General features: G+C 56.2%; 23 protein-coding genes. 12 read left to right on the top strand and 11 right to left on the bottom strand.

The features are described from left to right. The first annotated feature begins 4 nt into the window (after positions 1-4). Positions 5-973: a protein translocase subunit SecF gene (gene secF / locus IMQ33_RS23370; protein WP_065683913.1), complete on the top strand. Its 969-nt coding sequence runs from the start codon at positions 5-7 to the stop codon at positions 971-973. Positions 974-1,029: 56 nt separating this feature from the next. Here the strand turns inward: secF and ttrR are convergent, their stop codons facing one another. Continuing rightward, on the bottom strand, positions 1,030-1,644 hold the full coding sequence (gene ttrR / locus IMQ33_RS23365) for a tetrathionate respiration response regulator TtrR (protein WP_196062928.1): 615 nt from the start codon (positions 1,642-1,644) through the stop codon (positions 1,030-1,032). Next, complete coding sequence (gene ttrS, locus IMQ33_RS23360; RefSeq protein ID WP_230326855.1) at positions 1,619-3,358, bottom strand: tetrathionate respiration histidine kinase TtrS; 1,740 nt, start codon at positions 3,356-3,358, stop codon at positions 1,619-1,621. Before ttrS ends, ttrR begins: the two co-directional genes overlap by 26 nt. Positions 3,359-3,529: 171 nt before the next feature. Between ttrS and ttrB the strand changes: the two genes are divergently transcribed. The 3 genes from ttrB to ttrA are packed head-to-tail and all read left to right on the top strand — an operon-like array spanning position 3,530 to position 8,395. Beyond that, positions 3,530-4,264 (top strand): tetrathionate reductase subunit TtrB, encoded by a 735-nt coding sequence (ttrB, locus tag IMQ33_RS23355; RefSeq protein WP_196062926.1) that lies wholly within the window; start codon positions 3,530-3,532, stop codon positions 4,262-4,264. Then, entirely contained in the window at positions 4,261-5,319 is a 1,059-nt protein-coding gene (gene ttrC / locus IMQ33_RS23350; RefSeq protein WP_196062925.1) for a tetrathionate reductase subunit TtrC, read from the top strand. Before ttrB ends, ttrC begins: the two co-directional genes overlap by 4 nt. Then, positions 5,312-8,395: a tetrathionate reductase subunit TtrA gene (ttrA, locus tag IMQ33_RS23345; protein ID WP_196062924.1), complete on the top strand. Its 3,084-nt coding sequence runs from the start codon at positions 5,312-5,314 to the stop codon at positions 8,393-8,395. The genes ttrC and ttrA overlap by 8 nt, the downstream gene beginning before the upstream one ends. Before the next feature lie 124 nt (positions 8,396-8,519). On the opposite strand, the gene IMQ33_RS23340 is transcribed toward ttrA, so the two are convergent. Next, entirely contained in the window at positions 8,520-9,062 is a 543-nt protein-coding gene (locus tag IMQ33_RS23340) for a DUF3251 domain-containing protein (RefSeq protein WP_065683938.1), read from the bottom strand. A 196-nt stretch (positions 9,063-9,258) separates the two neighbouring features. Here IMQ33_RS23340 and nrdR point away from each other — a divergent pair, with 196 nt between their 5' ends. From nrdR to thiL, 5 genes are all read left to right on the top strand, one after another. Next, positions 9,259-9,708 carry a transcriptional regulator NrdR gene (gene nrdR / locus IMQ33_RS23335; protein WP_021180191.1) on the top strand — a complete coding sequence of 150 codons (450 nt, stop codon included), beginning with the start codon at positions 9,259-9,261 and terminating at the stop codon, positions 9,706-9,708. 10 nt (positions 9,709-9,718) lie between these two features. Then, on the top strand, positions 9,719-10,825 hold the full coding sequence (gene ribD / locus IMQ33_RS23330; RefSeq protein WP_161740055.1) for a bifunctional diaminohydroxyphosphoribosylaminopyrimidine deaminase/5-amino-6-(5-phosphoribosylamino)uracil reductase RibD: 1,107 nt from the start codon (positions 9,719-9,721) through the stop codon (positions 10,823-10,825). Positions 10,826-10,945: 120 nt separating this feature from the next. Next, the gene (ribE, locus tag IMQ33_RS23325) at positions 10,946-11,416 is read left to right on the top strand and encodes a 6,7-dimethyl-8-ribityllumazine synthase (protein ID WP_021805495.1); all 471 of its coding nucleotides are present in this window, start codon (positions 10,946-10,948) and stop codon (positions 11,414-11,416) included. A 21-nt stretch (positions 11,417-11,437) separates the two neighbouring features. Further along, positions 11,438-11,854 carry a transcription antitermination factor NusB gene (gene nusB / locus IMQ33_RS23320; RefSeq protein WP_021180188.1) on the top strand — a complete coding sequence of 139 codons (417 nt, stop codon included), beginning with the start codon at positions 11,438-11,440 and terminating at the stop codon, positions 11,852-11,854. Positions 11,855-11,899: 45 nt separating this feature from the next. Continuing rightward, positions 11,900-12,880, top strand: a complete 981-nt coding sequence (gene thiL / locus IMQ33_RS23315; protein ID WP_196062923.1) for a thiamine-phosphate kinase — start codon at positions 11,900-11,902, stop codon at positions 12,878-12,880. Positions 12,881-13,025: 145 nt separating this feature from the next. Here the strand turns inward: thiL and IMQ33_RS23310 are convergent, their stop codons facing one another. The 4 genes from IMQ33_RS23310 to xseB form a co-directional block, all read right to left on the bottom strand. Beyond that, on the bottom strand, positions 13,026-14,000 hold the full coding sequence (locus IMQ33_RS23310; RefSeq protein WP_196062922.1) for an aldo/keto reductase: 975 nt from the start codon (positions 13,998-14,000) through the stop codon (positions 13,026-13,028). A 118-nt stretch (positions 14,001-14,118) separates the two neighbouring features. After that, entirely contained in the window at positions 14,119-15,981 is a 1,863-nt protein-coding gene (dxs, locus tag IMQ33_RS23305; RefSeq protein ID WP_065683920.1) for a 1-deoxy-D-xylulose-5-phosphate synthase, read from the bottom strand. 21 nt (positions 15,982-16,002) lie between these two features. Further along, positions 16,003-16,905 (bottom strand): (2E,6E)-farnesyl diphosphate synthase, encoded by a 903-nt coding sequence (gene ispA / locus IMQ33_RS23300; protein WP_196062921.1) that lies wholly within the window; start codon positions 16,903-16,905, stop codon positions 16,003-16,005. Between the two features lie 5 nt (positions 16,906-16,910). Beyond that, entirely contained in the window at positions 16,911-17,174 is a 264-nt protein-coding gene (gene xseB / locus IMQ33_RS23295; RefSeq protein ID WP_021180184.1) for an exodeoxyribonuclease VII small subunit, read from the bottom strand. A gap of 284 nt (positions 17,175-17,458) precedes the next feature. Here xseB and thiI point away from each other — a divergent pair, with 284 nt between their 5' ends. Further along, on the top strand, positions 17,459-18,907 hold the full coding sequence (gene thiI, locus IMQ33_RS23290) for a tRNA uracil 4-sulfurtransferase ThiI (protein WP_024528642.1): 1,449 nt from the start codon (positions 17,459-17,461) through the stop codon (positions 18,905-18,907). 177 nt (positions 18,908-19,084) lie between these two features. After that, a complete protein-coding gene (locus tag IMQ33_RS23285; RefSeq protein WP_065683921.1) occupies positions 19,085-19,876 on the top strand; it encodes a DUF4198 domain-containing protein in 792 nt (263 codons plus the stop codon). A 35-nt stretch (positions 19,877-19,911) separates the two neighbouring features. Here the strand turns inward: IMQ33_RS23285 and yajL are convergent, their stop codons facing one another. Both yajL and panE read right to left on the bottom strand, forming a co-directional pair. Next, positions 19,912-20,502 (bottom strand): protein deglycase YajL, encoded by a 591-nt coding sequence (gene yajL, locus IMQ33_RS23280; RefSeq protein WP_065683922.1) that lies wholly within the window; start codon positions 20,500-20,502, stop codon positions 19,912-19,914. Next, positions 20,465-21,376, bottom strand: a complete 912-nt coding sequence (gene panE / locus IMQ33_RS23275) for a 2-dehydropantoate 2-reductase (RefSeq protein ID WP_065683923.1) — start codon at positions 21,374-21,376, stop codon at positions 20,465-20,467. The genes yajL and panE overlap by 38 nt, the downstream gene beginning before the upstream one ends. 169 nt (positions 21,377-21,545) lie before the next feature. On the opposite strand from panE, the gene IMQ33_RS23270 reads away from it, so the two are divergent. Next, positions 21,546-22,037 (top strand): YajQ family cyclic di-GMP-binding protein, encoded by a 492-nt coding sequence (locus IMQ33_RS23270; RefSeq protein WP_024483937.1) that lies wholly within the window; start codon positions 21,546-21,548, stop codon positions 22,035-22,037. A gap of 242 nt (positions 22,038-22,279) precedes the next feature. On the opposite strand, the gene IMQ33_RS23265 is transcribed toward IMQ33_RS23270, so the two are convergent. Together IMQ33_RS23265 and cyoE are read right to left on the bottom strand one after the other, a co-directional pair. Further along, positions 22,280-23,644: an MFS transporter gene (locus tag IMQ33_RS23265; RefSeq protein ID WP_161713405.1), complete on the bottom strand. Its 1,365-nt coding sequence runs from the start codon at positions 23,642-23,644 to the stop codon at positions 22,280-22,282. Positions 23,645-23,971: 327 nt separating this feature from the next. Continuing rightward, positions 23,972-24,862 carry a heme o synthase gene (gene cyoE, locus IMQ33_RS23260; RefSeq protein ID WP_196062947.1) on the bottom strand — a complete coding sequence of 297 codons (891 nt, stop codon included), beginning with the start codon at positions 24,860-24,862 and terminating at the stop codon, positions 23,972-23,974. Positions 24,863-24,872: the final 10 nt, after the last annotated feature.

The following is a 24,872-nucleotide window of genomic DNA, read 5'->3' as shown; positions in this document are numbered from 1 at the left end:
CGTTGTGGCACAGGATTATACTGTTGAACAACTCAACTACGGCCGTAAAGTCTATGACTTTATGCGCTGGGATTACGTGGCCTTCGGCATCTCTTTGTTGCTGTTGGTAGCGTCGATCGCCACCATGTCCGTGCGTGGGTTTAACTGGGGCCTGGATTTCACCGGTGGTACGGTGATTGAAATTACTCTGGAACAACCCGCGAATCTGGACCTGATGCGCGATACGTTGGAAAAAGCCGGGTTCCAGGACCCGATTATCCAGAACTTTGGCAGCAGCCGTGACGTGATGGTGCGTATGCCACCAGCGGTTGGTACCGCTGGCCAGGAACTGGGTAACAAAGTTATTGGCGTGATTAACGAATCCGTCGATAAGAATGCGTCCGTCAAGCGTATTGAATTCGTTGGCCCGAGCGTAGGGGCAGAACTGGCACAAACCGGCGGCATGGCGCTGCTGGTGGCGTTGATCTGTATCCTGATTTACGTGGGCTTCCGTTTTGAATGGCGTTTGGCCGCGGGGGCCGTTATCGCCCTGGCGCACGACGTGGTCATCACCATGGGCGTGCTGTCGCTGTTCCATATCGAGATTGACCTGACCATCGTGGCATCCTTGATGTCGGTGATCGGTTACTCGCTGAACGACAGTATCGTGGTATCTGACCGTATTCGTGAGAACTTCCGCAAGATCCGCCGCGGTACGCCTTATGAAATCATGAACGTCTCGCTGACGCAGACGCTGAGCCGTACCATCATGACCTCCGCCACTACGCTGATGGTGGTTCTGATGCTGTACATCTTCGGCGGCGCGATGCTGCAGGGCTTCTCCCTGACCATGCTGATCGGTGTGTCTATCGGTACCATATCCTCTATCTACGTCGCCTCTGCGCTGGCGTTGAAACTGGGTATGAAACGCGAACACATGCTGCAGCAGAAAGTGGAGAAAGAGGGCGCCGATCAGCCTTCGATCCTGCCGTGATTGCCCGGTGTGTGGCTGAATAAGCCACGCACCGTCTGAACCAGATGCCGGTCAGTTTACTCTGCCCGGCATTTTTTTTGCTCCTGCGCCACCAACAGGTTCAGCGAGCTCACCAATTCCGCCAGGCTGGTGGCCTGCATCTTCTCCATCACTTTAGAGCGGTGTACCTCTACGGTACGTACGGCGACGAAGTAACGATCGGCGATGGCCTTGTTGGTCATACCGGCGGCAACGGCGCTGGCGATATCACGCTCGCGTGAGGTCAGCGTACTGAAACGCTGTTGTAACTGGTAGCGCTCCACCTGACGTTGAGAATGGGCGATCCCCCGTTCCAGTGCGTCGATCAGCGGTGCGGTAGCAATCGGCTTTTGCAGGAAATCCAACGCTCCCAATTTCATCTCCGCTACCGCCATAGCGATATCGCCATGACCGGTAACGATCACTACTGCCAGCGTACTTTCACACTCGCGTAGCCGCTGATGGATTTGCTGCCCATCGATCCCCGGCATGCGAATATCCAGCATTACGACGCCGCATTGGTAAGGGGCGACTTGGTCGATAAAGGTTTGGCTGTCGTTCCAGATCTTCACCCGATAGTCCAGCCCTTCAAGTAAAAAGCGGCTGGCGTCGGTGACCGCCAGATCGTCATCGACCAGATGTATCAGCGCCATGGCTTGTTTCCTTCTTGATCCCAGGGAAGTGCAGGGTAACGCGTAGCCCCTGCCGTTGTGGCGATATCGAATAATTTTCCAGCGTCAGTTCACCCTGTTGGCTCCTTAGCAGCCGCTGGCAGATCACCAGCCCCAGGCCAAGTCCCTCCGATTTAGTGCTGCGAAAAGGCACGAACGGCTGCGCTAGCTGTTCGGCGCTGAGGCCGCCGCCATCGTCTTCCAGTATCAGCGTCTGCCGATCGCCATCGGTTTCCAGCCGCAGGGTGATCTGCAGGGAACCGGCCTGCAGGCTGTTGCTTAACAAGTTGGTGAGCACCTGCTCCAACAGCGTGGCCTGGCTATACAACTGGCTTTTCGGGGCGATGATGACGACCACACGGCACTGAGGGTAATGCTGTTCGATGCGCATCAGCTTGATAACGTTTTCCACCAGGGGGCGCAGCATTAGCCATTGTGCGCTTTCATGGTGTGGCGTTTTGCTGACCCATTGGCGCAGATTGACGATGGTTTCTGCCCCTCGCTGCGCCTGTTGGCCAATCTGTTCGAGGATCGGTAACAGCTCGTGCTGCGGATCGCTGCGCTCAAGGCGAATACGGCAGCCTTCGGCATAGTGGCGTATTGCCGCCAGAGGCTGGTTAAGTTCGTGAGCAAAGCCGGAAGCCATTTCTCCCAGGGTGCTGAGGCGTTGCGCCCGGGCTAGCGCCGATTCTCTGGCCCGCAACGTCAGATGCATTTGTTCCAACTCGCGCCCACGCTGGCGTACCAGGTGGCCGATCCACAGATGGTTAGCGCCAAGTAGTAGCATGCCCCCGGCGAGCGCGCCAAGCAGGAGCAGATGTTGCAATGCCCAACTGTGTATCTCTTGCCAGAGTGAACGCTGTGCTGGATGGCGATCCAGATCGCGCAGCAGAAGGTCCACCTGGCGGGATGAGGCGGGTGCGCCCCAGGCTGGGAGATCTGGGGTATTCATTTGCAACAGTTGGCGGGTCAGCTCATCGACCAGGGGATCGGGCACGTGGTTCAAGGCGGCAAATGACCAGTTGGGATAAAGCACGCTGCTGGTCAGGCAGGGCTGCGTGCTGGGTTTGGCCAGCAGGGCACGGTAATCACTGGCCTTTAGTAATCCCTCTTTCTCCATCTCTTCCAGCAGGCAAACCGGCACTATGGCCGCGTCCAGCGCCCGATCGCGCAGCAGATAAAGCAGGGCGTCCACGGGATAACCGCTGAAGTGCAGTTGCAGATCTGTTTCCGGATGTACGCCAGCGGCCAGTAGCTCCTTATAGCCCAGCAGATAGCCGCCAAAAGCGTCAGGGGAGACCGCGCCCACTTTTTTACCGGTGAGCTGAGTAGCCTTGGTTACGGTGCTATCGCGGCGTACCAATATCACGCTGCCTATCACGTTGTTTGAGGCATTCTGCTGATTTTTGCTGGAGCGTAAGGACACCAACCAGCGTAACGGGTAACTATTATCCAACTGAATATACTGCGCCGGGTTGGTGAGCAGAAAATCGACCTGGCCGTTGCTGACGGCTTCCCCCATATCGGCCAGGTTCAGCGGCAACAGTTGAAAGCTTTCGTCTGGGAACTGACGATTGAGATGGTTAATTAACGGCTGCCATTGGGCCAGGGCATGTGTATCGCCGCGTAATGCCAGCACGGCGATGGTCCATTGCCCTGCCCAGACCGGGCTCAACCAGCCGCATAGCAAGATCATCAGCACTGCTTTTTTCACATCATCTCCATTTTTATGATCTCGATCGCCCGCCAGAATTGTCCTGGATCAAGCCGCAGTAGGGAATGTGGTAAACCACAATATGGGCGGTCGTACGCCACTTTTACACTCCTTTGTATCAGCTCCCCGGTTGATACTTTTTGGGAGAAATCAATGGATAGTGGAAAACGGCAATTTTTACAACGCCTCGGTGTCCTGACGGCGGGTGCCGCGTTGGTGCCGCTGGCGCACTCCGGCTGGCAGCTGCAACCCGAGCGGCGTGAAGGCGACGACAAAAAGCGTATGGCGATGTTGATCGATCTGCGCCGCTGTATTGGCTGCCAGGCCTGCACGGTTAGCTGCGCGGTAGAGAATAAGCTGCCACAGGGGCAGTTTCGCACCACTGTACTGCAGTATCAGGTCGTCACGGATAGCCAGCGCATCCCCACCAACGTGCTGCTACCGCGCCTGTGCAATCACTGCGATAACCCGCCTTGCGTGCCGGTCTGCCCGGTTCAGGCGACCTTCCAGCGTCAGGACGGCATTGTGGTGATTGATAACACCCGCTGCGTCGGCTGTGCCTACTGTGTGCAAGCCTGCCCCTATGAGGCGCGCTTTATTAACCATGAAACCCAAACCGCGGATAAATGCACCTTCTGCGTCCACCGCCTGGATGCCGGGCTGTTGCCTGCCTGCGTTGAATCCTGTGTCGGCGGTGCGCGCATGATCGGCGATCTTAACGATGAACAAGGCACCTTGAGGCGTACGCTGGAGCAGCATCGTGGGGAGCTAAAGGTGCTGAAACCCGAGCAGGGGACGCACCCACAGGTGTTTTATCTGGGGCTGGATGAGGCATTTGTCAGCCATGTCCGGGGACAACCGGCGCTGTGGCAGGAGGTACACTCATGATCCGCGAAGTGATGGCTCGCCCGCAGGAGATCGCCTGGTTGCCCTGGGCGGTACAGTATTTCTTTTTCATCGGTCTGGCATGTAGCAGCGTTGCTATTGCGGCCTGGCTACGCTGGCGTTCAGCGTCTGAGGCATCTAGGCTGGAGCTGGCAGCCGTTTCGCTGGCGGTGGTGAGCGGCACCGTGGCCCCGTTGGCCCTGAGTGCGGATTTACATCAGCCCGCTCGAATCTGGCACTTCTATGCCCATTTCGCACCTTGGTCGTGGATGTCTCTTGGCTCGGTGTTTTTACCGCTGTTTACCCTGCTGGTAGTGGCCTATTTCATTTTGCTGCTGCGTTGCCAACTGAGGGCAAAAGCTCTGCCGTTCTGGGCGCGCTGGTTACAAATCTGGCCCGCATGGCAAGAGCAGAAATGGTTACGTTGGGTGGCATTAGCCACGCTGCTTTCAGCCGTCAGCATCTTGCTCTATACCGGCCGCGAAGTGTCCGTGCTGCGTTCACAACCGCTGTGGCACAGCCTGTGGTTACCTTGGCTATTGCTGCTTACTGCTATGCAGGCCGTTCCGCCAATGCTGGCCTATTGGTTACGCCATGAACCTCACTGGCAATCGCGCTTGGCACGCTATCAAGGGATCTCTCTGCTGCTGTTGTGCCTCTCCAGCCTGGGCTGGTGGTTGGACGGCAGTGACTCCGCCGCTGCGCTGCGTCAGTTGCCTGTTCAGGGGAGCGCCTGGTCTCTGGTTGGCAGCGCATTTGCCGTTTTGATCCTGCTGTTGATAGTTTCGGCTTGGCGATCGCGTCGTAGGGCGCTAGGGGCGACAGGTCTGTTAGCACAATGCTTGGCTGCGTTGCTGCTCTGTTGGGGCGTGCGCTGGATGCTGCTGATGCAAACCCAGACGCTGCCCAAGTTCACTATATTGCTCAACCCCTATGTGTTACCGCTCGGCAGCGAGGGGCTATTGGCCATTCTCGGCACTTTTGGGCTGTGGCTGGCATTAATCATCGGGGTTCGTGAATTACAGCATGGGTTGATGGAGAAAAAAAACTATGGCTAAGTCAACGCGTCGTCAGTGGTTGAAAGGCGGGCTCGCTTTGGGTGGGCTGGCCGTGTTTGGTGCCAGCTACAGCGAAATGGTGCAGAAGGTGTTTACCGGCCTGCGTGATGGCAGCAGTGGAAAACTGACGCTGGATCGGATCAGTGCCAATGCGTTACCGCCAGAAGGCCGCCAACATCCCGAAGGCTGGCAGGCCAATCCGCAGCAGGCCGTTTCCATGACGCAATGTTTTGGCTGCTGGACGCTGTGCGGCCTGCGGGTGCGGGTCGATCGTGACAGCAATCAGATCCTGCGCGTGGCGGGCAACCCTTATCACCCGCTGTCGCACGATCACCATTTTCCTTATCGTTTGCCTGTGAGTGATGCACTCAACCGGCTAGGCGGTGATGCCGGTTTGGAACAGCGCTCAACCGCCTGTGCTCGCGGTGCCACTCTGCTGGAAGGGCTGACCAGCCCGTACCGGGTGCTTGAACCGATGAAGCGGGTAGGGCCGCGCGGTGGAGGGCAGTGGCAGCGCATCAGTTTTGAACAACTGATCACGGAAGTGGTTGAAGGCGGCGATCTGTTTGGTGAAGGGCCAGTGGAGGGATTACGGGCCATCCGCGATCTGCAAACGCCGCTCGATCCGGCACAGCCAACGCTTGGGCCTAAGGCTAACCAGCTGCTGGTCACCAACGCAGGTGATGAGGGGCGGGATACCTTTATCAAACGTTTTGCGCAAAACGCCTTCGGCACGCGCAACTTCGGCCATCACGGCGCTTACTGTGGTCTAGCCTACCGGGCAGGTTCCGGGGCGCTGATGGGCGATCTGGACAAAAACGCCCATGTGAAACCCGACTGGGATCATCTGCATTTTGCACTGTTTCTGGGGACGTCACCCGCACAGTCCGGTAATCCGTTCAAACGGCAGGGGCGTCAGTTAGCCAATGCCCGCCTGCGCGATGAGTTCCGCTACGTGGTGGTGGCCCCGGCATTGCCGTTAACCACCACGCTGGCCAACGATCACAGCCGCTGGGTGCCGGTACTGCCGGGAACGGACTCCGCGCTGGCGATGGGTATGATCCGCTGGATTATCGACCAGGAGCGTTATAACGCCGATTATCTGGCGTTACCTGGCGAGGCGGCCATGCAGGCGGCCGGTGAAAAAAGCTGGTCGAATGCCACCCATCTGGTGGTGATCGATGACGATCATCCCCTGTGTGGGCAGTTCCTGCGTAAGTCACATCTGTTAGGTGGGGCTGGCGGTGATGAGGAAAGCCCTGCTTTGGTGTGGGACGCACAGCGAGGCGAACCACTGCCCGCCACCGAGGCCATGCGTGGGCAACTGCTGGTTGAGCAGCAGGTTCAACTGGCGGATGGCTCACCGGTGCAGGTGCGCTCAAGCTTCCGTTGTCTGCAACTGGCAGCACAACGCTTTACGCTGGCGGAATACAGCGCCCAGTGTGGCGTCAGTGCTGAAACCATTGCGGCGCTGGCTAAGGAGTTTACGTCCTACCAGCGGCAGGCGGCAGTGATCTCCCATGGCGGCATGATGAGTGGCAACGGTTTCTACAGTAGCTGGGCGGTGATGATGCTCAATGCGCTGATCGGTAACCTTAATCTTAAGGGCGGCGTCTCGGTTGGCGGCGGCAAGTTCAAGGAGTTTGCCGAAGGGCCACGCTATAACCTCGCGACCTTCCCTGGGATGGTGAAGCCGAAAGGATTGGTGCTGTCGCGTAGTAAGCAGGCGTACGAAAAGTCGGATGAATATCGTCGCAAGGTGGAACAAGGTGTCAATCCTTATCCGGCGCGGGGACCGTGGTATCCCTTTGTGGCTGGTCAGTTTACCGAGCAGCTGGCTCCGGCGCTGATGGGATACCCTTATCCGCTGAAAGCCTGGATCAATCACATGGGCAACCCGCTCTACGGTGTCGCTGGGTTGCGTGACGTGGTGGAGAGCAGGCTGAAGGATCCGCAGCATCTGCCGCTGTTTATTTCCGTTGACGCCTTTATTAACGAAACCAGCGCGTTGGCGGACTATATCGTGCCGGATACCCACAACTTTGAAAGCTGGGGATTCACCTCCCCCTGGTCTGGCGTAATGGTCAAGGCAAGTACCGCTCGTTGGCCAGTGGTGCCGGCGCGCACAGCCAAGACGGCGGATGGGCAGCCGATCGCGCTGGAGAGCTTTGTTATTGCGCTCTCGAAAGCCATGGGGTTGCCGGGCTTCGGCGACGGGGCGTTGCAGGATGCGCAAGGTAACCCTTGCGGGCTGCATTGTGCCGAAGATTACTACCTGCGCGCAGCAGCCAACGTGGCATTTGCCGGTGAGCCAGTGCCTGAGGCGACGGAGAGTGAGTTACGCCTGACCGGTGTCGATCGTCTGCAACCGGCGCTGAATCAGGTATTAAAACCGGATGAGCGGCTGCGGGTGGGCTATATGCTGGCGCGTGGTGGTCGTTTCGCGCCCCATGAGCAGGCTTGGCAAGGGGAGGCGACCGGCCCGCAGTGGAAGCAGGGGCTGAATATCTGGAACGAGGAGGTAGCACGCCACCGCCATGCTATGACCGGGGAGCGCTATAGCGGCTGCCCAACCTATTATCCACCGCGTTTTGCCGACGGTTCCGACGTGGCGCAGCACTATCCGAGCGAAGCGTGGCCGTTCCGGCTGATGTCGTTCAAGTCGCACCTGATGAGCAGCTCTACCGCCCCTATCGAGCGTTTGCGGGCCGTGAAGGCGGTTAATCTGGTCGCGCTCAACCCGATAGATGCCGAGCGTTATGGTCTACAACATGGCGACCGTGTCAGGCTGCAGACGCCAGGCGGCAGCGTGGAAGCGCAAATCAGCTTGCTCGATGGGGTCATGCCGGGCGTAATTGCCATTGAACACGGCTATGGGCATCGTGAAATGGGGGCTCGGGTTCATTCGCTGGATGGGCAGGCTTTGGCGGCGGATCCACGCATTGCCGCAGGGATCAACCTCAACGATCTGGGGCTGGCCGATCCGACTCGCGAAGTCGGCAATAGCTGGCTGGACTGGGTTAGCGGGGCGGCGGTAAGGCAGGGGTTACCAGCGAAGTTGCAGCGCTTGGGATAGCTGAGATACTTTAAAACGGGCGCAGCATGCGGCGCCCTACGGTGGAATATGTGCGATCTCAAGTGGCTGGTTTGTCAGCAATCTGATTCCCCAATCCTGACACCGGGGTGGAGCATTCAGCGCATCAACGTTGAGCGATGGGCTCGACGCTATGCACACGGACATAGCCCAACTGCGATGGCGTTACGCCACTCAGTCGCAGTTCAAAGATTTGCTCGGTTTTTGGCAGCAGTGAGCTGGCGCTCTGAATTTGTTGCGACTGCGCCTGCGCGGTCAGAGGCATACCGGTCGCGGCATCCAACTGGCCCCACTCCAACGTAGCGGTAAAGCCTGGCAGATATTGGCCTGAGAGCGTGCGCACATACAGTATTGCCTGGCTGCCGTTGGCCTCGCTCTTCACATAGTTGAGCGATAGGCTCAGTTCACCCACGCTGCTGTGTAATCTGGCGGCGTTATTGGCTGCGGGCAGCAGGTAGACGCCGCTGGTTGAGCTTTGGTTAAGCCGGTTTTGGCGCTCCAGGGCGGTAGCCTGCTCGGTCAACTCCCCCAGCACCTGTTTCAGCTCAACCACCTGGTTGGTGAGTTTCGGCACTTCGCGGTTCTGTGCGCAACCGGCCAGCAGGATCATGGCGGTGAGCAGACAAACCTGGCGATAACGGATTGTCATAACGGCAATTTCCTCTTCAATAACACTGGCTCCCAGCTTAGCCCGATCGCTGGCCAAAGTCATGTCTACCACTAAGTATGGCTGCTTTATTGCGCAATCGTGGAAGCAATTCGCAACAAATGCCCGGCGGTCTTTGTTGTGGCGTTAGTTCGGGGTAAACTGTGCCCAACTATGTAAACGCTTATCAGGACGAGTTATGCATTGCCCTTTCTGCGCTGCCGTTGATACCAAAGTGATTGATTCCCGCCTGGTGGGTGATGGATCGCAGGTGCGCCGTCGTCGCCAATGTCTGGTCTGTAATGAACGTTTTACCACTTTTGAAGTGGCCGAGCTGGTGATGCCGCGGGTGATCAAAAGTGATGAGGTTCGCGAACCGTTCAACGAAGATAAACTGCGCCGTGGCATGCTGAAAGCGCTGGAAAAACGCCCGGTCAGCTCCGACGACGTAGAAAACGCCATCAACCACATCAAGTCCCAGTTGCGCGCCACCGGCGAGCGTGAAGTACCCACCAAAATGGTCGGCAATCTGGTGATGGATGCGTTGAAGAAGCTGGATAAGGTCGCGTATATCCGCTTCGCTTCGGTGTATCGCAGTTTTGAAGACATTCGCGAATTCGGCGAAGAGATCGCCAAACTGCAGGATTAACGGGATCCGCATGCAAAACGACGAATTTTATATGGCGCGCGCCTTTGAGCTTGCGCGTCTGGGGCGTTTCACTACCACGCCGAACCCGAACGTGGGCTGCGTGATCGTGCGCGATGGTAGCATCGTGGGTGAAGGTTTCCATTTGCGGGCCGGTGAGCCTCATGCGGAAGTACACGCTTTGCGCATGGCGGGGGAAAAGGCGCGAGGGGCCACGGCTTATGTCACGCTGGAACCTTGTAGCCACCATGGCCGTACGCCACCCTGCGCGGACGCTTTGATCGAGGCTGGTGTCAGCCGCGTGGTGGCTGCCATGCAAGATCCCAATCCACAGGTTGCCGGGCGTGGGCTATACAAGCTGCAACAGGCGGGCATCGAAGTGCACCACGGCGTAATGCTGGCAGAGGCGGAAGCGGTCAATCTGGGGTTCCTCAAGCGTATGCGCACCGGGTTTCCCTATGTGCAGCTCAAGCTGGGCGCTTCACTGGATGGCCGTACGGCGATGGCCTCAGGGGAAAGCCAGTGGATCACCTCACCGCAGGCCCGGCGGGATGTGCAGGAGTTGCGGGCGGCCAGTTCGGCGATCCTCAGCACCAGTGCAACCGTGTTGGCCGACGATCCTTCGCTAACGGTGCGCTGGGATGAACTGAGCAGTGAAACCCAGCAGATTTACCCGCGTGACAGCCTGCGCCAGCCGCTACGGATTATTCTGGACAGCCAGAACCGGGTCACGCCTCAGCACCGGGTCGTGCAGCAACCGGGTATGACTTGGTTGGCACGCCAGCAGCCAGACGATCGGGTTTGGCCAGCAGGGGTGGAGCAATTATCTTTCCCACTGCACGGCGGCGGTATCGATCTGGTGGTAATGATGATGCAACTGGCCAAGCGCCAGGTGAACAGCATCTGGGTCGAGGCTGGCGCACAGCTTGCCGGTGCGCTACTGCAGGCCGGGCTGGTGGATGAGCTCGTCTTGTACATCGCGCCCAAACTATTGGGGGATAATGCCCGTGGGCTGTGCCAACTACCGGGGCTGACGCACTTGGCCGATGCTCCTGAGTTTGTCTTTAGCGAGGTACGCCAGATTGGCCCCGATCTGCGCCTGCGGTTAACCGCCAAATAGAGAATGTAACCTTTGCCTGCCGGTGCAGCCGCGTTTTACAAAAGCGCCGCGCAGCCGGGCAAAGAATATGATAGAATCCGCCCCCCTGCGGGGTATTGAACCCATTTTTAAGGAAAGCCCATGAAAGTTATCGAAGGTGTTGTTGCTACTCCAAATGCCCGTGTGGCGATCGCAATTGCACGTTTTAACAATTTCATCAACGACAGCCTGCTGCAAGGTGCCATTGATGCACTCAAGCGTATCGGCCAGGTTGCTGATGACAACATCACCGTTGTTTGGGTCCCAGGCGCTTACGAGCTGCCATTAACCGCACGCGTGCTGGCTAACACCGGTAAATACGATGCGGTGATTGCTCTGGGTACGGTGATCCGTGGGGGCACCGCGCACTTCGAATATGTGGCGGGCGAAGCCAGCTCCGGTCTGGGCCAAGTCTCTATGAATACCGAGATCCCGGTTGCCTTTGGCGTGCTGACCACCGAAAGCATCGAACAAGCGATCGAGCGTGCTGGCACCAAAGCGGGCAACAAAGGCGCAGAAGCCGCCCTGACCGCACTTGAAATGATTAATGTAATCAAAGCTATTAAAGCCTGAATTTAGTTTAAGGGGAATTCCGTGAAACCTGCTGCTCGTCGTCGCGCTCGTGAGTGCGCTGTTCAAGCGATTTACTCTTGGCAGTTGTCTAAAAATGACATTGCCGATGTTGAACACCAGTTCCTGACGGAGCAGGATGTCAAAGATGTTGACGTCGCCTATTTTCGTGAGCTGCTGTCCGGTGTGGCAGTCAACGCAGGTATGCTGGATGGCCTGATGGCCCCCTTCCTGTCGCGCCAGCTCGAAGAATTGGGCCAGGTGGAAAGAGCCGTGCTGCGCATTGCGCTGTTCGAGCTGAAAATGCGTGAAGACGTCCCTTACAAAGTGGCCATCAACGAAGCGATCGAACTGGCGAAAACCTTCGGCGCAGAAGATAGCCACAAGTTTGTAAATGGCGTGCTGGATAAAGCAGCCCCCAGCATCCGTAGGAAAAAATAAAATATAAGGCCGGGAAACCGGCCTTACTTCTTTGGAAGACGAATTATGGCATGTGGCGAATTTGATCTCATTGCCCGCTATTTTGACCGGTTCAAAAGTGTGCGCCGCGACGTACAGCTCGGCATTGGCGATGACTGCGCACTGCTTACAGTGCCGGAAAAACAGCTTTTAGCCATCAGTACCGATACCCTGGTTTCGGGTATTCACTTCCTGGCGGATATCGATCCCGCCGATCTCGGCTATAAGGCCCTGGCGGTTAACCTGAGCGACCTCGCTGCAATGGGCGCCGATCCCGCGTGGCTTTCGCTGGCGTTGACGTTGCCGGAAGTGAACGAAGAGTGGCTCAAGGCGTTCAGCAATAGCCTGTTCGAACAGATGAATTACTACGGCATGCAGCTGATTGGCGGCGACACCACCCGTGGCCCGCTGAGCATGACGTTGACGATCCACGGCCATATCCCGGTCGGTCGGGCGCTAACCCGCAGCGGTGCACGCATTGGCGACTGGATTTACGTCACCGGTACGCTGGGCGACAGCGCCGCCGGGCTGGCAATCCTGCAGGATCGTTTGCAAGTGAGCGATCGGGCTGCTAAAGAATATCTATTGGGGCGCCATCTGCGTCCGCATCCGCGTGTGCTGCAAGGCCAGGCGCTGCGTGATTTGGCCAGTTCGGCGATCGATATCTCCGACGGTCTGATTTCCGATCTGAGACACGTACTGAACGCCTCTGAGTGCGGTGCCCGTATTGAACTGGATGAGTTGCCGCTGTCGCAGACGCTGACCAGCAATACCGAGGCTGATCAGGCGCTGCGTTGGGCGCTGACCGGCGGTGAAGATTATGAACTGTGCTTCACCGTGCCAGAGATCAATCGGGGTGCGCTGGAAGTGGCATTAAGCCATTTAGGTGCGGATTACACCTGTATTGGCCAGATTGGCCCGCAGTCTGAAGGGATGAAGTTCTACCGCGATCAGCAAGAGGTTGAACTGCCTTGGAGTGGTTACGATCACTTCGGGAGCGCTCAATAGCCATCAGTATGGTGGTATGAGTCTTTTTGGGCTCATACTGATCCTGTTAGTAAGAGATGGTTCTATTCCGGCCTGAGTTATTGGCCGAAACCTAAAAACCCGACCTCAGCAGTCGGGTTTTTGTATTTTTGGCTACGCTTGGCTGCTATTCAAAGCCGACCACATGATGCGGCACATAGGCCGTTTCTAATTCTGCAATTTCCTGTGATGTAAGCTCCAGATCAATGGCGGCTACGGCATCGATCAAATGTTCGCTGCGTGAAGCACCAATAATCGGCGCGGTAACCACCGGTTTACTCAGCAGCCATGAGAGGGCGATTTGCGCTCGCGAAACGCCGCGCTCTTCAGCAATAGTAGCTACTCGCTCGGCAATCAGAGCATCAACCCCTTCGGTAGCGTCATACAAGGTTTTGCCATATTGGTCGCTGACCAGACGCGCTGTGGTTTCGCCCCAGGGGCGTGTCAGCCTGCCACGTGCCAGCGGGCTCCAGGGAAGTACCGCAATCCCTTCGGCGACGCAGAGCGGGTGCATTTCGCGCTCTTCTTCCCGTTGGATCAGGTTGTACTGATCCTGCATGCTGGCAAAGCGTGTCCAGCCGTGCAGATCGGCGGTGTACAGCGCCTTGGCAAACTGCCAGGCGTACATAGAAGAAGCCCCGATATAGCGTGCCTTACCCGATTTTACTACGTCATGCAGGGCTTCCAGCGTCTCTTCGATCGGGGTTTCATAGTCCCAACGGTGGATTTGCAGTAAATCGACGTAGTCGGTACCTAAACGCCGCAGGCTGTCGTCGATCGACTGCATGAGCTTGGGCCGTGACAGGCCACGTTCCAAGTTGCTCATGGCGTTATAGACTTTGGTGGCGATCACCACCTCGTCGCGGCGAGCATAGTCGCGCAGTGCCCGGCCAACGATCTCCTCGCTGCTGCCATCGGAATAGTTGTTGGAGGTATCAAAGAAGTTGATGCCCGCATCCAGTGCCTGCTTGATCAACGGGCGGCTGCTTTCCTCAGGCAGCGTCCAGGCATGGTTGCCACGTGAGGGCTCGCCATAGGTCATGCAACCCAAACAGATGCGGGAAATGTTGAGATCGGTGTTACCTAGCTGTAGATATTTCATGCCTCTCTCCTGTGTACCGTTCAAAAAATAACTGTAGCGGAAAATGATGCAGAAATGATGGGCGTGGCGTTGAAGGGTGGGATTGATAAGGGCGCCCAGTGCGGCGCCCTTAGCTAGTTTATGCCAACCAGGTTTCGATCTGGCGCTGAATACCGGCCGCATCCAGGCCCAGATCGCTGCGGATCTCTTCCTGGCCGCCCTGTGGGATAAAGTAATCCGGCAGGCCAATGTTCAGTACGGGCACTACACGGCGTTTGGCCATCAGCAATTCGTTAACCCCACTGCCAGCGCCGCCCATAATGGCGTTTTCTTCCAGCGTCACCAACACTTCGTGGCTGGCGGCCATTTCCAGCACCAGCTGTTCGTCCAGTGGTTTGACAAAGCGCATGTCCACCAGCGTAGCGTTCATCGCTTCGGCGACCTGAGCGGCTTCCGCCAACAGGGTACCAAAGTTGAGGATGGCAATCTTTTCCCCTTCGCGGCGTACGATGCCCTTACCGAGCGGCAGTGCGGCCAGAGGTTCCAGCGTTGCCCCCGTACCGTTGCCCCGTGGGTAGCGTACCGCACTTGGGCCAGCGTTATGGTGATAACCGGTGTACAGCATCTGGCGGCATTCGTTTTCGTCGCTCGGCGTCATGATCACCATGTTCGGGATACAGCGCAGGAACGAAATATCAAAGGCGCCCTGGTGGGTCTGGCCGTCGGCACCGACAATGCCGCCGCGATCGATGGCAAACATCACCGGCAACTGCTGGATCGCCACGTCGTGGATCACCTGATCGTAGGCGCGCTGCAGGAAGGTGGAGTAGATTGCCACCACCGGCTTGTAACCGCCGATCGCCAACCCGGCGGCGAAAGTCACCGCATGCTGCTCGGCGATCGCCACGTCGAAATATTGCTGCGGATAGTCGCGTGAGAACTGCACCATGCCGGAACCTTCGCGCATGGCTGGGGTGATCGCCATCAGTTGGCTGTCTTTGGCCGCCGTTTCACACAGCCATTCACCAAAGATCTTGGAATAGGTTGGCAGGCCGCCAGCACTTTTTGGCAGGGTGCCGCTGGCCGGATCGAATTTCGGCACCGCGTGGAAGCTGATCGGATCCTTTTCTGCCGGAGCATAACCACGGCCTTTTTTGGTCATGATATGCAGTAACTGTGGGCCTTTCAGGTCACGCATGTTTTTTAGCGTAGCGGCCAATCCCTGCACGTCGTGCCCGTCTACCGGGCCAATGTAGTTAAAGCCCAGCTCTTCAAACAGCGTGCCGGGGACTACCATGCCTTTGAGGTGTTCTTCGGTACGCTTGAGCAGTTCTTTGATCGGAGGTACGCCGGAGAGCACTTTCTTGCCGCCTTCACGCAGCGTGGAGTAGAGCTTGCCAGACAGCAGTTGCGCCAGATGATTATTCAACGCCCCGACGTTTTCGGAGATCGACATTTCGTTGTCGTTCAGCACCACCAGCATATCCGGGGTGATGTCGCCGGCATGGTTCATGGCTTCGAACGCCATGCCTGCGGTGATGGCACCGTCGCCAATCACGCAGACGGTGCGGCGGTTTTTGCCCTCACGCGCGGCGGCCACGGCCATGCCAAGACCCGCGCTGATCGAGGTTGAAGAGTGGCCAACGGACAACACGTCATATTCACTTTCGGCGCGCCACGGGAATGGATGCAGGCCGTTTTTCTGGCGAATGGTCGAGATGCGGTCACGCCGACCTGTCAGGATTTTGTGTGGGTAAGCCTGATGGCCAACGTCCCAAACCAGGTGATCGAAAGGGGTGTTGTAGACGTAATGCAGTGCCACCGTCAGCTCGACGGTACCCAGCCCAGACGCAAAGTGGCCACTGGAGCGGCTGACGCTGTCCAGCAGGTATTGCCGCAGTTCATCACACAACTTCGGCAGGCTTTCTTTTGGCAACGAGCGGAGTTCTTCAGGATTTTCCGCTAAGGCCAAGGTCGGGTATTTGGCTATATCAAGACTCATTCAGTACTCATATCAGAGGAGTTAATTGTCGCGTTCAATAATGAAGTTGGCCAATGCACGTAATGGTGCGGTGTTATAAGATTGTGTGGCCAACGAGTCTAATGCGGCCAAGGCTTCCTGATAGAGATCCCACGCTTTTAACTTGGCGCTGTCAAGCCCAAGTAGGGCCGGGTAGGTACTCTTGCCAAGCTGTTGGTCGGAGCCTTGGCGTTTACCGATTTTTTCGGTTTCGCCCACGACGTCAAGAATATCGTCCTGCACCTGAAACGCCAGGCCAATGGCGGCCGCGTAACGGTCAAGTTCAGGGAGTGCAGCACGGCCCGGCTCACCGGCGGCCAATGCCCCCAAGCGAACCGCAGCACGGATCAGCGCTCCGGTTTTATGGCGATGGATCTGTTCTAGTGCCTGTAGATCGATCTGCTTGCCTTCGGCTTCCAGATCCAGCGACTGGCCACCGCACATACCGGCAACGCCGCTGGCTTTGGCCAGTTCGGAAATCATCGCCAGCCGATCGCGCACTGCCACATCGGGCATGTCGGCGTCAGCCAGGATCGAGAAAGCCAGCGTTTGCAGGGCATCGCCCGCCAGAATCGCGTTGGCTTCGCCAAATTTGATATGGCAGGTTGGCTGGCCACGGCGCAGATCGTCGTCATCCATCGCTGGCAGGTCGTCATGGATCAGCGAATAGGCATGGATGCACTCCACCGCTGCCGCTGGGGCATCCAGATTCTCCAGGCTCAGGCCAAACATTTGCCCGGTGGCGTAAACCAGGAAAGGCCGTAGCCGTTTACCGCCCAGCAAGGCACCGTGACGCATCGCCTCAACCATTTTGCCATCATTGAACGGCAGCGGAGCGATATAACCAAGCAGTGCGCGATCGCTGCGCTGATGGAAGGCCTGTAACTGATCGTGGAACTCAGACATCGTAATTACTCAGCGTCCGGGGTAAAAGGGGTCAGTGCAGCATCGTCGTTATGGTCGTTGAGCAGGATCTGTACGCGCTGCTCAGCCTGTTGAAGCTTTTGTTGGCCTTGGCGAGCCAATTGGACGCCACGTTCAAACTCATTGAGCGCATCTTCCAGCGGCAGCTCGCCGGATTCCAAACGGGTTACGATACTCTCAAGTTCGCTCAGAGAATTCTCAAAGCTGATGCTTTGCTCTTTACTGTCTGATTGTGCAGGTTTTTTCGCCATAGTTTTCTTTTTACATCATCATGTGAACAGTGGGGCCCGAGCCTATCCTAGCGGATCTTGATTAGCAAATCATGGCACGTCTATGTGGTTTTGTGCACGGCGCGCGTGCAGATAGTGATATACTTCGCGCCCAGATAAGATTGATAAAAGCCCGGCCAGCCCGCGATTTTATCAATCTTATCGCCATTGTATACCTAATAGCCTTGCAGTGGCAGCTAACCGCCGCCGCTGAACCCCGTAGGGCAGAGGTATTGCCTAATTTTCATCAGACTATAAAGACCGCCATGAAGTTTATCATTAAATTGTTCCCGGAAATCACCATCAAGAGTCAATCTGTGCGCTTGCGCTTTATTAAGATCCTGACTACCAACATCCGTAACGTCCTGAAGCAGTATGATGAAACTCTGGCGGTTGTCCGTCACTGGGATTTTATCGAGGTGCGTGCCAAAGATGAAGATCAGCGCCCGGTGATTGCCGATGCCCTGACGCGTATTCCCGGCATTCACCATATCCTGGAGGTGGAAGATCGCGCCTATACCGATGTCCACCACATCTTTGAGCAGACGCTGGAAACCTACCGCGAGCAACTGGAAGGCAAGACCTTCTGCGTACGGGTGAAACGCCGTGGCAAGCATGAGTTCAGCTCGCAGGATGTTGAGCGCTACGTAGGTGGCGGTTTGAACCAGCATATTGAAAGCGCACGAGTCAAACTTTCTCGCCCTCAGGTCACGGTGAACCTGGAGATCGATGACGACAAGCTGATGTTGGTCAAGGCGCGCCGCGAAGGCATTGGCGGCTACCCGATCGGCACCCAGGAAGATGTGCTGTCACTGATTTCCGGCGGTTTTGACTCTGGTGTTTCCAGCTATATGCTGATGCGCCGTGGCTGTCGCGTACATTATTGCTTCTTTAATCTGGGTGGCGCGGCGCATGAAATTGGCGTCAAGCAGGTTGCCTACTATCTGTGGAACCGCTTCGGCAGCTCACACAAGGTGCGCTTTGTGGCGATCGATTTCGAACCGGTGGTCGGTGAGATCCTGGAAAAGGTCGATGACGGCCAGATGGGCGTGGTGCTCAAGCGTATGATGGTGCGTGCCGCTTCCCAGGTTGCTGAACGTTATGGCGTACAGGCTTTGGTGACCGGCGAAGCGCTGGGCCAGGTTTCCAGCCAGACTCTGACCAACCTGCGCCTGATCGATAACGCCTCCGATACCCTGATCCTGCGTCCGCTGATCTCGCATGATAAAGAGCACATCATCAACGTGGCGCGTGAAATCGGCACTGAAGACTTCGCCAAGACCATGCCAGAGTATTGTGGCGTGATCTCAAAAAGCCCGACGGTCAAGGCAATCAAAACCAGGATTGAAGAGGAAGAAGGGCACTTTGACTTCGAGATCCTCGATCGCGTGGTGCGCGAAGCGCGTAACGTCGATATCCGCACAATCGCAGAAGAAACCAGTCAGCAGGTCGCCGAAGTAGAAACCGTGGCTGAATTCAGCGCTGACGAAGTGATCCTGGATATCCGTTCGGCGGACGAGCAGGAAGAGAAGCCGCTGCAACTGGCGCAGGTGGAAGTCAAACTGCTGCCGTTCTACAAGTTAGGCACGCAGTTTGCCGATCTCGATCAGAGCAAAACCTATCTGCTGTACTGTGAGCGCGGAGTGATGAGCCGTTTGCAAGCGCTGTACCTGCTGGAGCAGGGCTACGCTAACGTTAAAGTCTACCGCCCGTAATCTGTGTTGCAGGGTAGCAATGCCGTTTCTCTGGTGTTGCTATCCTTAACCACTCCCCCTGTTTGACCCTCCTTTTTTCTCTTTCCCCTCGAATAACTTTGACAGAGTGGCTTACTTTGGTTTATTTATTGTTATGTTATAACATATCTTTTTATTGGTTGGGAAAGGAGCAGGTTAATGCAGTTAAAAAAGTTGGTTGTGATACTGCCTTTTTGGTTTGTCAGCCATTCTCAGGCCCATTCTTTATGGGTTAATGCGCTACCCGCTGCGGGTGGGCAGAGCACGATAGAGCTCGGTTATGGAGATGAGTTCCCTACCGCAGAAGCGATCCCTGAAGATCGCCTGCACATTTTCGCACCGGCACAGCTGATCGGAAAAAATGGGGATCTGCTGCTGAAGCCTGGTAAAGAGAATTACCAGTTCGTGACGGAAAAACCGTTAGCCAAGGGCAGCTATGCCGCTATCGCTATCTATAAACCCACCTATTGGTCGAAAAATAAAGCGGGATGGCAACAGCAGAGCAGGACGGAAATGCCAGACGCGCTCTACTGCGAGCGGGCTTCCATGTTTGGCAAAACCATTGTGAATATCGATGGTGCGACAGAGACCGCCGTCATCAGCCAGCCGCAGGGGTTGCAGCTGGAAATTATCCCGTTAGCCAACCCGGCCACCATCAAGGCAGGGCAGCCGTTGCCAATACAGGTATTGTATGACGGGAAACCGCTAAAGAATGCCGATGTGACGGCGACGTTTGCCGGTTTTGGCGACCAACATGAGCACCACGGGCATACTCATAGTCATGCCAAAGCCTTTTTGAATCAGACCGACGGCAAGGGCAAAGTCAATGTTTACCCGTTGAAGGCAGGATATTGGGTAGTCGAAACCGAACATAAACTGCCTTATGTGGATAAGGCGAAATGTGATGAATCCGTGTTGCTTTCAACGCTGACCTTTACCATCAGCGAATAAGCCATTGGCAGGCCAGCCGGCCTGCCGATATTGATTCAATCGCGGAAGTCGTACATGCCGGGGATCAGTACCAGCTGTGCCGCTATCTCAGCCGCTTTGGCCTTACCCAACAGCAAATCGATCAGTTTCAGGGCAAACTCCATCGAGGTGCCAGGCCCTTGGCTGGTGAGCAGGTTGACGCGTGGATCGAACACGACGCGTCTTTCCATCCACTGCCCTTCCGGGATCTGCTCTTTCAGGCCGGGGAAGCCGGTCATGTTGCCGATCGGGAACAGTTGGTGATGCTGCAATACCAAGGCCGGTGCTGCACAGATGGCGGCGACAATATTGCCTTGCAGATGCATCTGGCGGACTTTTTCCACCAGCAATGGGCTATCGCGAAAACATTCAGCACCCTTGATACCGCCAGGTAAGACGATGGCGTCAAAGTGGTCGTCAACAATCGCCACCAAGGGGGCGTCTGCCAGCAGTTTCACGCCGCGTGAGCAGACGATGGTCAGGTCACCGTCACTGGCAACGCTGGCGGTCGTTACTTTGACTCCGGCGCGAACCAGCAGGTCGATGGTGGTTACTGCCTCGGTTTCTTCACTACCAGGTGCGAGGCAGACCAATGCCGATGCGCTCATAGCTATTTTCCTTGCGTTTAATGATTTCGAACAGCCGGGTATTTTCTGGCAGGGGAATGCCGTGGCTGCGTCCGCGACGCAGCAAATAACCGGTAATGTAGTCGATTTCGGTGTGCCGTTGAGAACGGATATCCTGCAGCATCGAGGAGGTGTTGTCCGCCGTTGACTGGATCACCTGCATCACATAGAACATCAGGCTTTCGCACGAGGTGTGGTGACCTTCCATCTCCATCACGCTAGCCACTTCACGGCAGATAAGCTCTATCTGCTCAGGATAGCGTTGCAGATCGCCATTACGGCAGTCATACAGTACGGTTAGCGGGTTGATGACGCAGTTGACCGCCAGCTTGCGCCAACTGGCCGAAGCAATATTGTTATGCCAGGCAACGTCTGGCAGGGCTTGATGCAGAATCTCTGCCAGATGGCTGAGATGGGTCGCTTGCTGGGTTGTTGGGCCGATATGGGTGGTGCCGTTGGCGACGTGCACAATGGTGTTACCATCATGGCGTGCGGCATGGGTGGTGATGCCCTGTAGCACCGGCTGGCTGTGCGGTGGCAACTCCTCTTGAGTCCCTATGCCGTTATGCAGCAGCAAAATGGCACAGCGAGGGTTTAATTTGGGCAGCAATGCCGTCACCGCGCTGGAAACCTGCCAGGCTTTCAGCGTGACCAGCAGTAACTCACTGTGTCGCAGGTGTTCGGGATCGTTGGTGGGCAAATTACGGTTAAATGATGTGCCGTCGGGTTCAATGACGTTGACCGCGCAAAATGGCTGGGGCACCCGTAACCATCCCTGTACATCGTGGCCCTGCTGATAGAGTTTGGCTAGCCACAGTTGTCCGAGCGCGCCGCAACCAAGAATGGTTATTTTCATTTCATCTCCCTGGTTTTCGGAAAGACCACTGATGCATCCTTTTGATTATAGGCTTTTCTGTTGTTGAACGTCTTGTTCAGGCGTATATCTGAATTTTGCCTGAAACCGCAAAGCGGGTATCATGCACGGCAACGAAATCATACAGCACCCATTCAGGAGGAAGAGAAGTATGCCATCTTTCGACATCGTTTCCGAAATTGATATGCAGGAAGTTCGCAACGCCGTTGATAACGCTACCCGCGATCTCAGCACCCGTTGGGATTTCCGTAACGTACCGGCCAGCTTTGAGCTGAACGAGAAAGACGAAAGCATTAAGGTCGCCAGCGAGTCTGACTTCCAGGTGCAGCAACTGCTGGATATCCTGCGCGAAAAACTGATGAAACGCAGCATTGAAGGCGGCGCGCTGGAGATCCCGGAAGAGCTGACCCACAGTGGCAAAACCTACAGCGTGGATGCCAAGCTCAAGCAGGGGATCGAAAGCTCAATGGCGAAGAAGATCGTCAAGCTGATCAAAGACAGCAAGCTGAAGGTACAGGCGCAGATCCAGGGTGATGAAATCCGCGTTACCGGTAAGGCGCGTGACGATCTGCAAAGCGTGATGGCGCTGATCCGTGGTGCCGATCTGGGGCAGCCGTTCCAGTTTAAAAACTTCCGCGATTAAGTAGTACCGATCTGGGGGGATAGCCCCTCACCCTAACCCTCTCCCACAGGGAGAGGGGACCGATCGTGCCACGACGTTACGTCTGTTCCAGTCTGCAATCCCACGTCAAATATTTTACTGAACATGCTACAGGCAGAGTGTTGTGCCTGACTATAATGCCGTACCAGCTCCCTCTCCTTTTTGGGGAGAGGGTTGGGGTGAGGGGGAACAACAGACGATCAAGCCAAAGTAGATGGGTATCCTTAAAGCGCTGCGATCAGGGCTTCCAACTGACCGCGATTGGTCTGTTTGGTATCTACCTTCACGTAAGCGCTGCGCTCCTCGGGAACCACAACCGCTTCCGCTACGCCCGGCTGAGCCAGCAAGCGGCTTTGTAACGCCGAATCTTTTACCGCCAGTTCAGACAACGTGATACGCAGGCTGCTGACGTAAGGGGGCTCTTTCATGGTGCTGCTGACCACAAACCAGACGGCGGCAAGCACCGCACCGGCGATAAAGACCAACCCTGCTCCCTGAAAACCATATAACCAGCCGCCCATGCTGCCGCCGATGGCCACGCCAATAAACTGGCTGGTGGAGTAAACGCCCATCGCCGTGCCTTTATAACCCGCAGGGGACTCTTTGCTGATCAGCGAAGGCAGGATGGCTTCCATGACGTTAAACGCCATAAAGAACAGCTGCACCCCGGCAATGATGCCCCATAGATGCTGGCCAGAAAACCACAGCACCACCTCGGCGCAAAACAGAACCGCTACGCAGCCCATAAAGACCTGCTTCATGCGGCGATATTTTTCTGCATAGATGATAAATGGCACTACGGCAATGAAGGAAACCAACATGGTGACCAGATAGACTTTCCAGTGATCCGCAGCGGCCAGCCCAGCTTTTTCCATCGCCAGCGGTAGGGCGACGAAGCTGGACATCAGCAGGATATGCAGGCACAGGATGCCAAAATTGAGTTTCAACAGCCGCGAATTGTTCAGCACCTTGCTGAAACTGCCCCGTACGATGCTCGATTCCCGGTTCAGCACGTGTTCATCGGCAGAAGGGACGACCAGCAAGGTAATCGCGATACCGGCTAATGACAGCACGGCAATCATCCAGAACAACGCATGCAAACCGAAGGCATGGGTCACTATCGGGCCCACCACCATGGCGATAGCAAAAGTGATACCGAAGCTGACGCCGATAAACGCCATCGCCTTGGTTCGGTTCTGCTCGCGAGTCAAATCCGACAGCAGCGCCATTACCGCAGCAGCTATCGCCCCGGAACCTTGCAATGCACGCCCAAGAATGATGCCCCAAATGGAGTCACTTAAGGCCGCGATAACGCTGCCAAGGGCGAAGATCAACAGCCCGCCGACGATCAGTGGCTTACGGCCAACGCGGTCGGAAATCAGGCCGAAGGGGATCTGAAATACCGCCTGCGCCAGACCATAAATACCGATAGCCAGGCCGATCAGTGCCTCGCTGGCACCGTGCAGCGCCATCCCATAGGTGGTCAGGACCGGTAACACCATAAACATGCCGAGCATGCGTAGGGAAAAGACGGTACCCAAGCCCCAGGTTGCGCGGCGTTCTTGGGGCGTCATAATATTGTCGTTCATGTAAACCTCAGTTAACCCGTCGCCTTTCAAGTTGCAGCGTTGTTAGCTGCACTTGCTCACCCCAGTCACTTACAAAAGTAAGCTCCTGGGGATGAGCAAGCTTGTCGCCTAGCTGCAACTTGAAATTCATAGGGTATCGAACCTATTCCAACAGGTTAAGCGGGGGACTTAGCCAGTTGGAATCGCCTCGGCAAAGTTGCGTCATTCTAGTGCGTAGGGCAGGGGGGGTAAATCGAATGTTGTTTAACAGATATTACAGTTGGCGTGCTTTTCTCCGAAACAAATAAAATGGGCCGCTAAGCGGCCCATTCGCAGATAACCGCTGTTTTACCAAGCGTAGGTTAACAGGGTTTCCGGTGTGGCACTGGCACTGAAATCGATCGACATCATTACGCTGAGTGAAGTAATGGCCACGATTGAGAACACAAACAGTTTGCGCGCCCAGACGCTGTCATTTTCCGCTTTGTAGCCGCGTAACGCCATGCCTAACCACCACACGCTCACCGCCGCTGCGACGATCAGGTATTTGTAGCCTGCATAACCGCCCAGGGTCAACATCAGCGTGGCGATCATAAACGCCAGGATGTAGAGCGTAATGTGGTTTTTGGCAACGGAGATGCCTTTCACCACCGGCAGCACCGGGATATTGGCTGCCTGGTAATCTTTAAAGCGGAAGATGGCAATCGCATAAGAATGCGGCATCTGCCACAGGCTAAAGATAGCCAGCAGGATCAATGCACCAGCATCAAACTCGTTAGTGACCGCGCAGTAGCCAATAACCGGTGGCGCAGCTCCAGACAGGCTGCCGATCAGCGTGCCGTATACCGAGTGGCGTTTCATGTACAGGCTGTAAACGCCGACATAAACCACAAAGCCCATCACCGCCAGCCACATGGCCAGCGGGTTGGCTGCGATATACAGCAGTGCAAAACCAGCAATACCCAGCAAGGTAGCATAAACCAGGCTCACACTCGGCGCCATCAGGCCTTTTACCAGCACCCGGTTCTTCGTTCTCTCCATTTTCTTGTCGATGTCGCGGTCAATGTAGTTGTTAAATACACAGCCCGAGGCAACCACCAACGAGACCCCTAACAGGGTGGCGAGAAACAGGGGATAGTCGATGCTCCCTTTGGAAGCGAGCAGGAATCCCCCGACGACAGAAATTAAATTACCGAAAATAATTCCTGGTTTAGTTACTTGCAGGTATTGCTTAATCATCACGTCCAGC

The sequence above is a fragment of the Serratia sp. Res13-Sevr-LER1-36-b genome (genome assembly GCF_015673035.1).
GTDB lineage: Bacteria > Pseudomonadota > Gammaproteobacteria > Enterobacterales > Enterobacteriaceae > Chania > Chania fonticola_C.
This window is presented reverse-complemented; position numbering and strand designations above follow the sequence as displayed.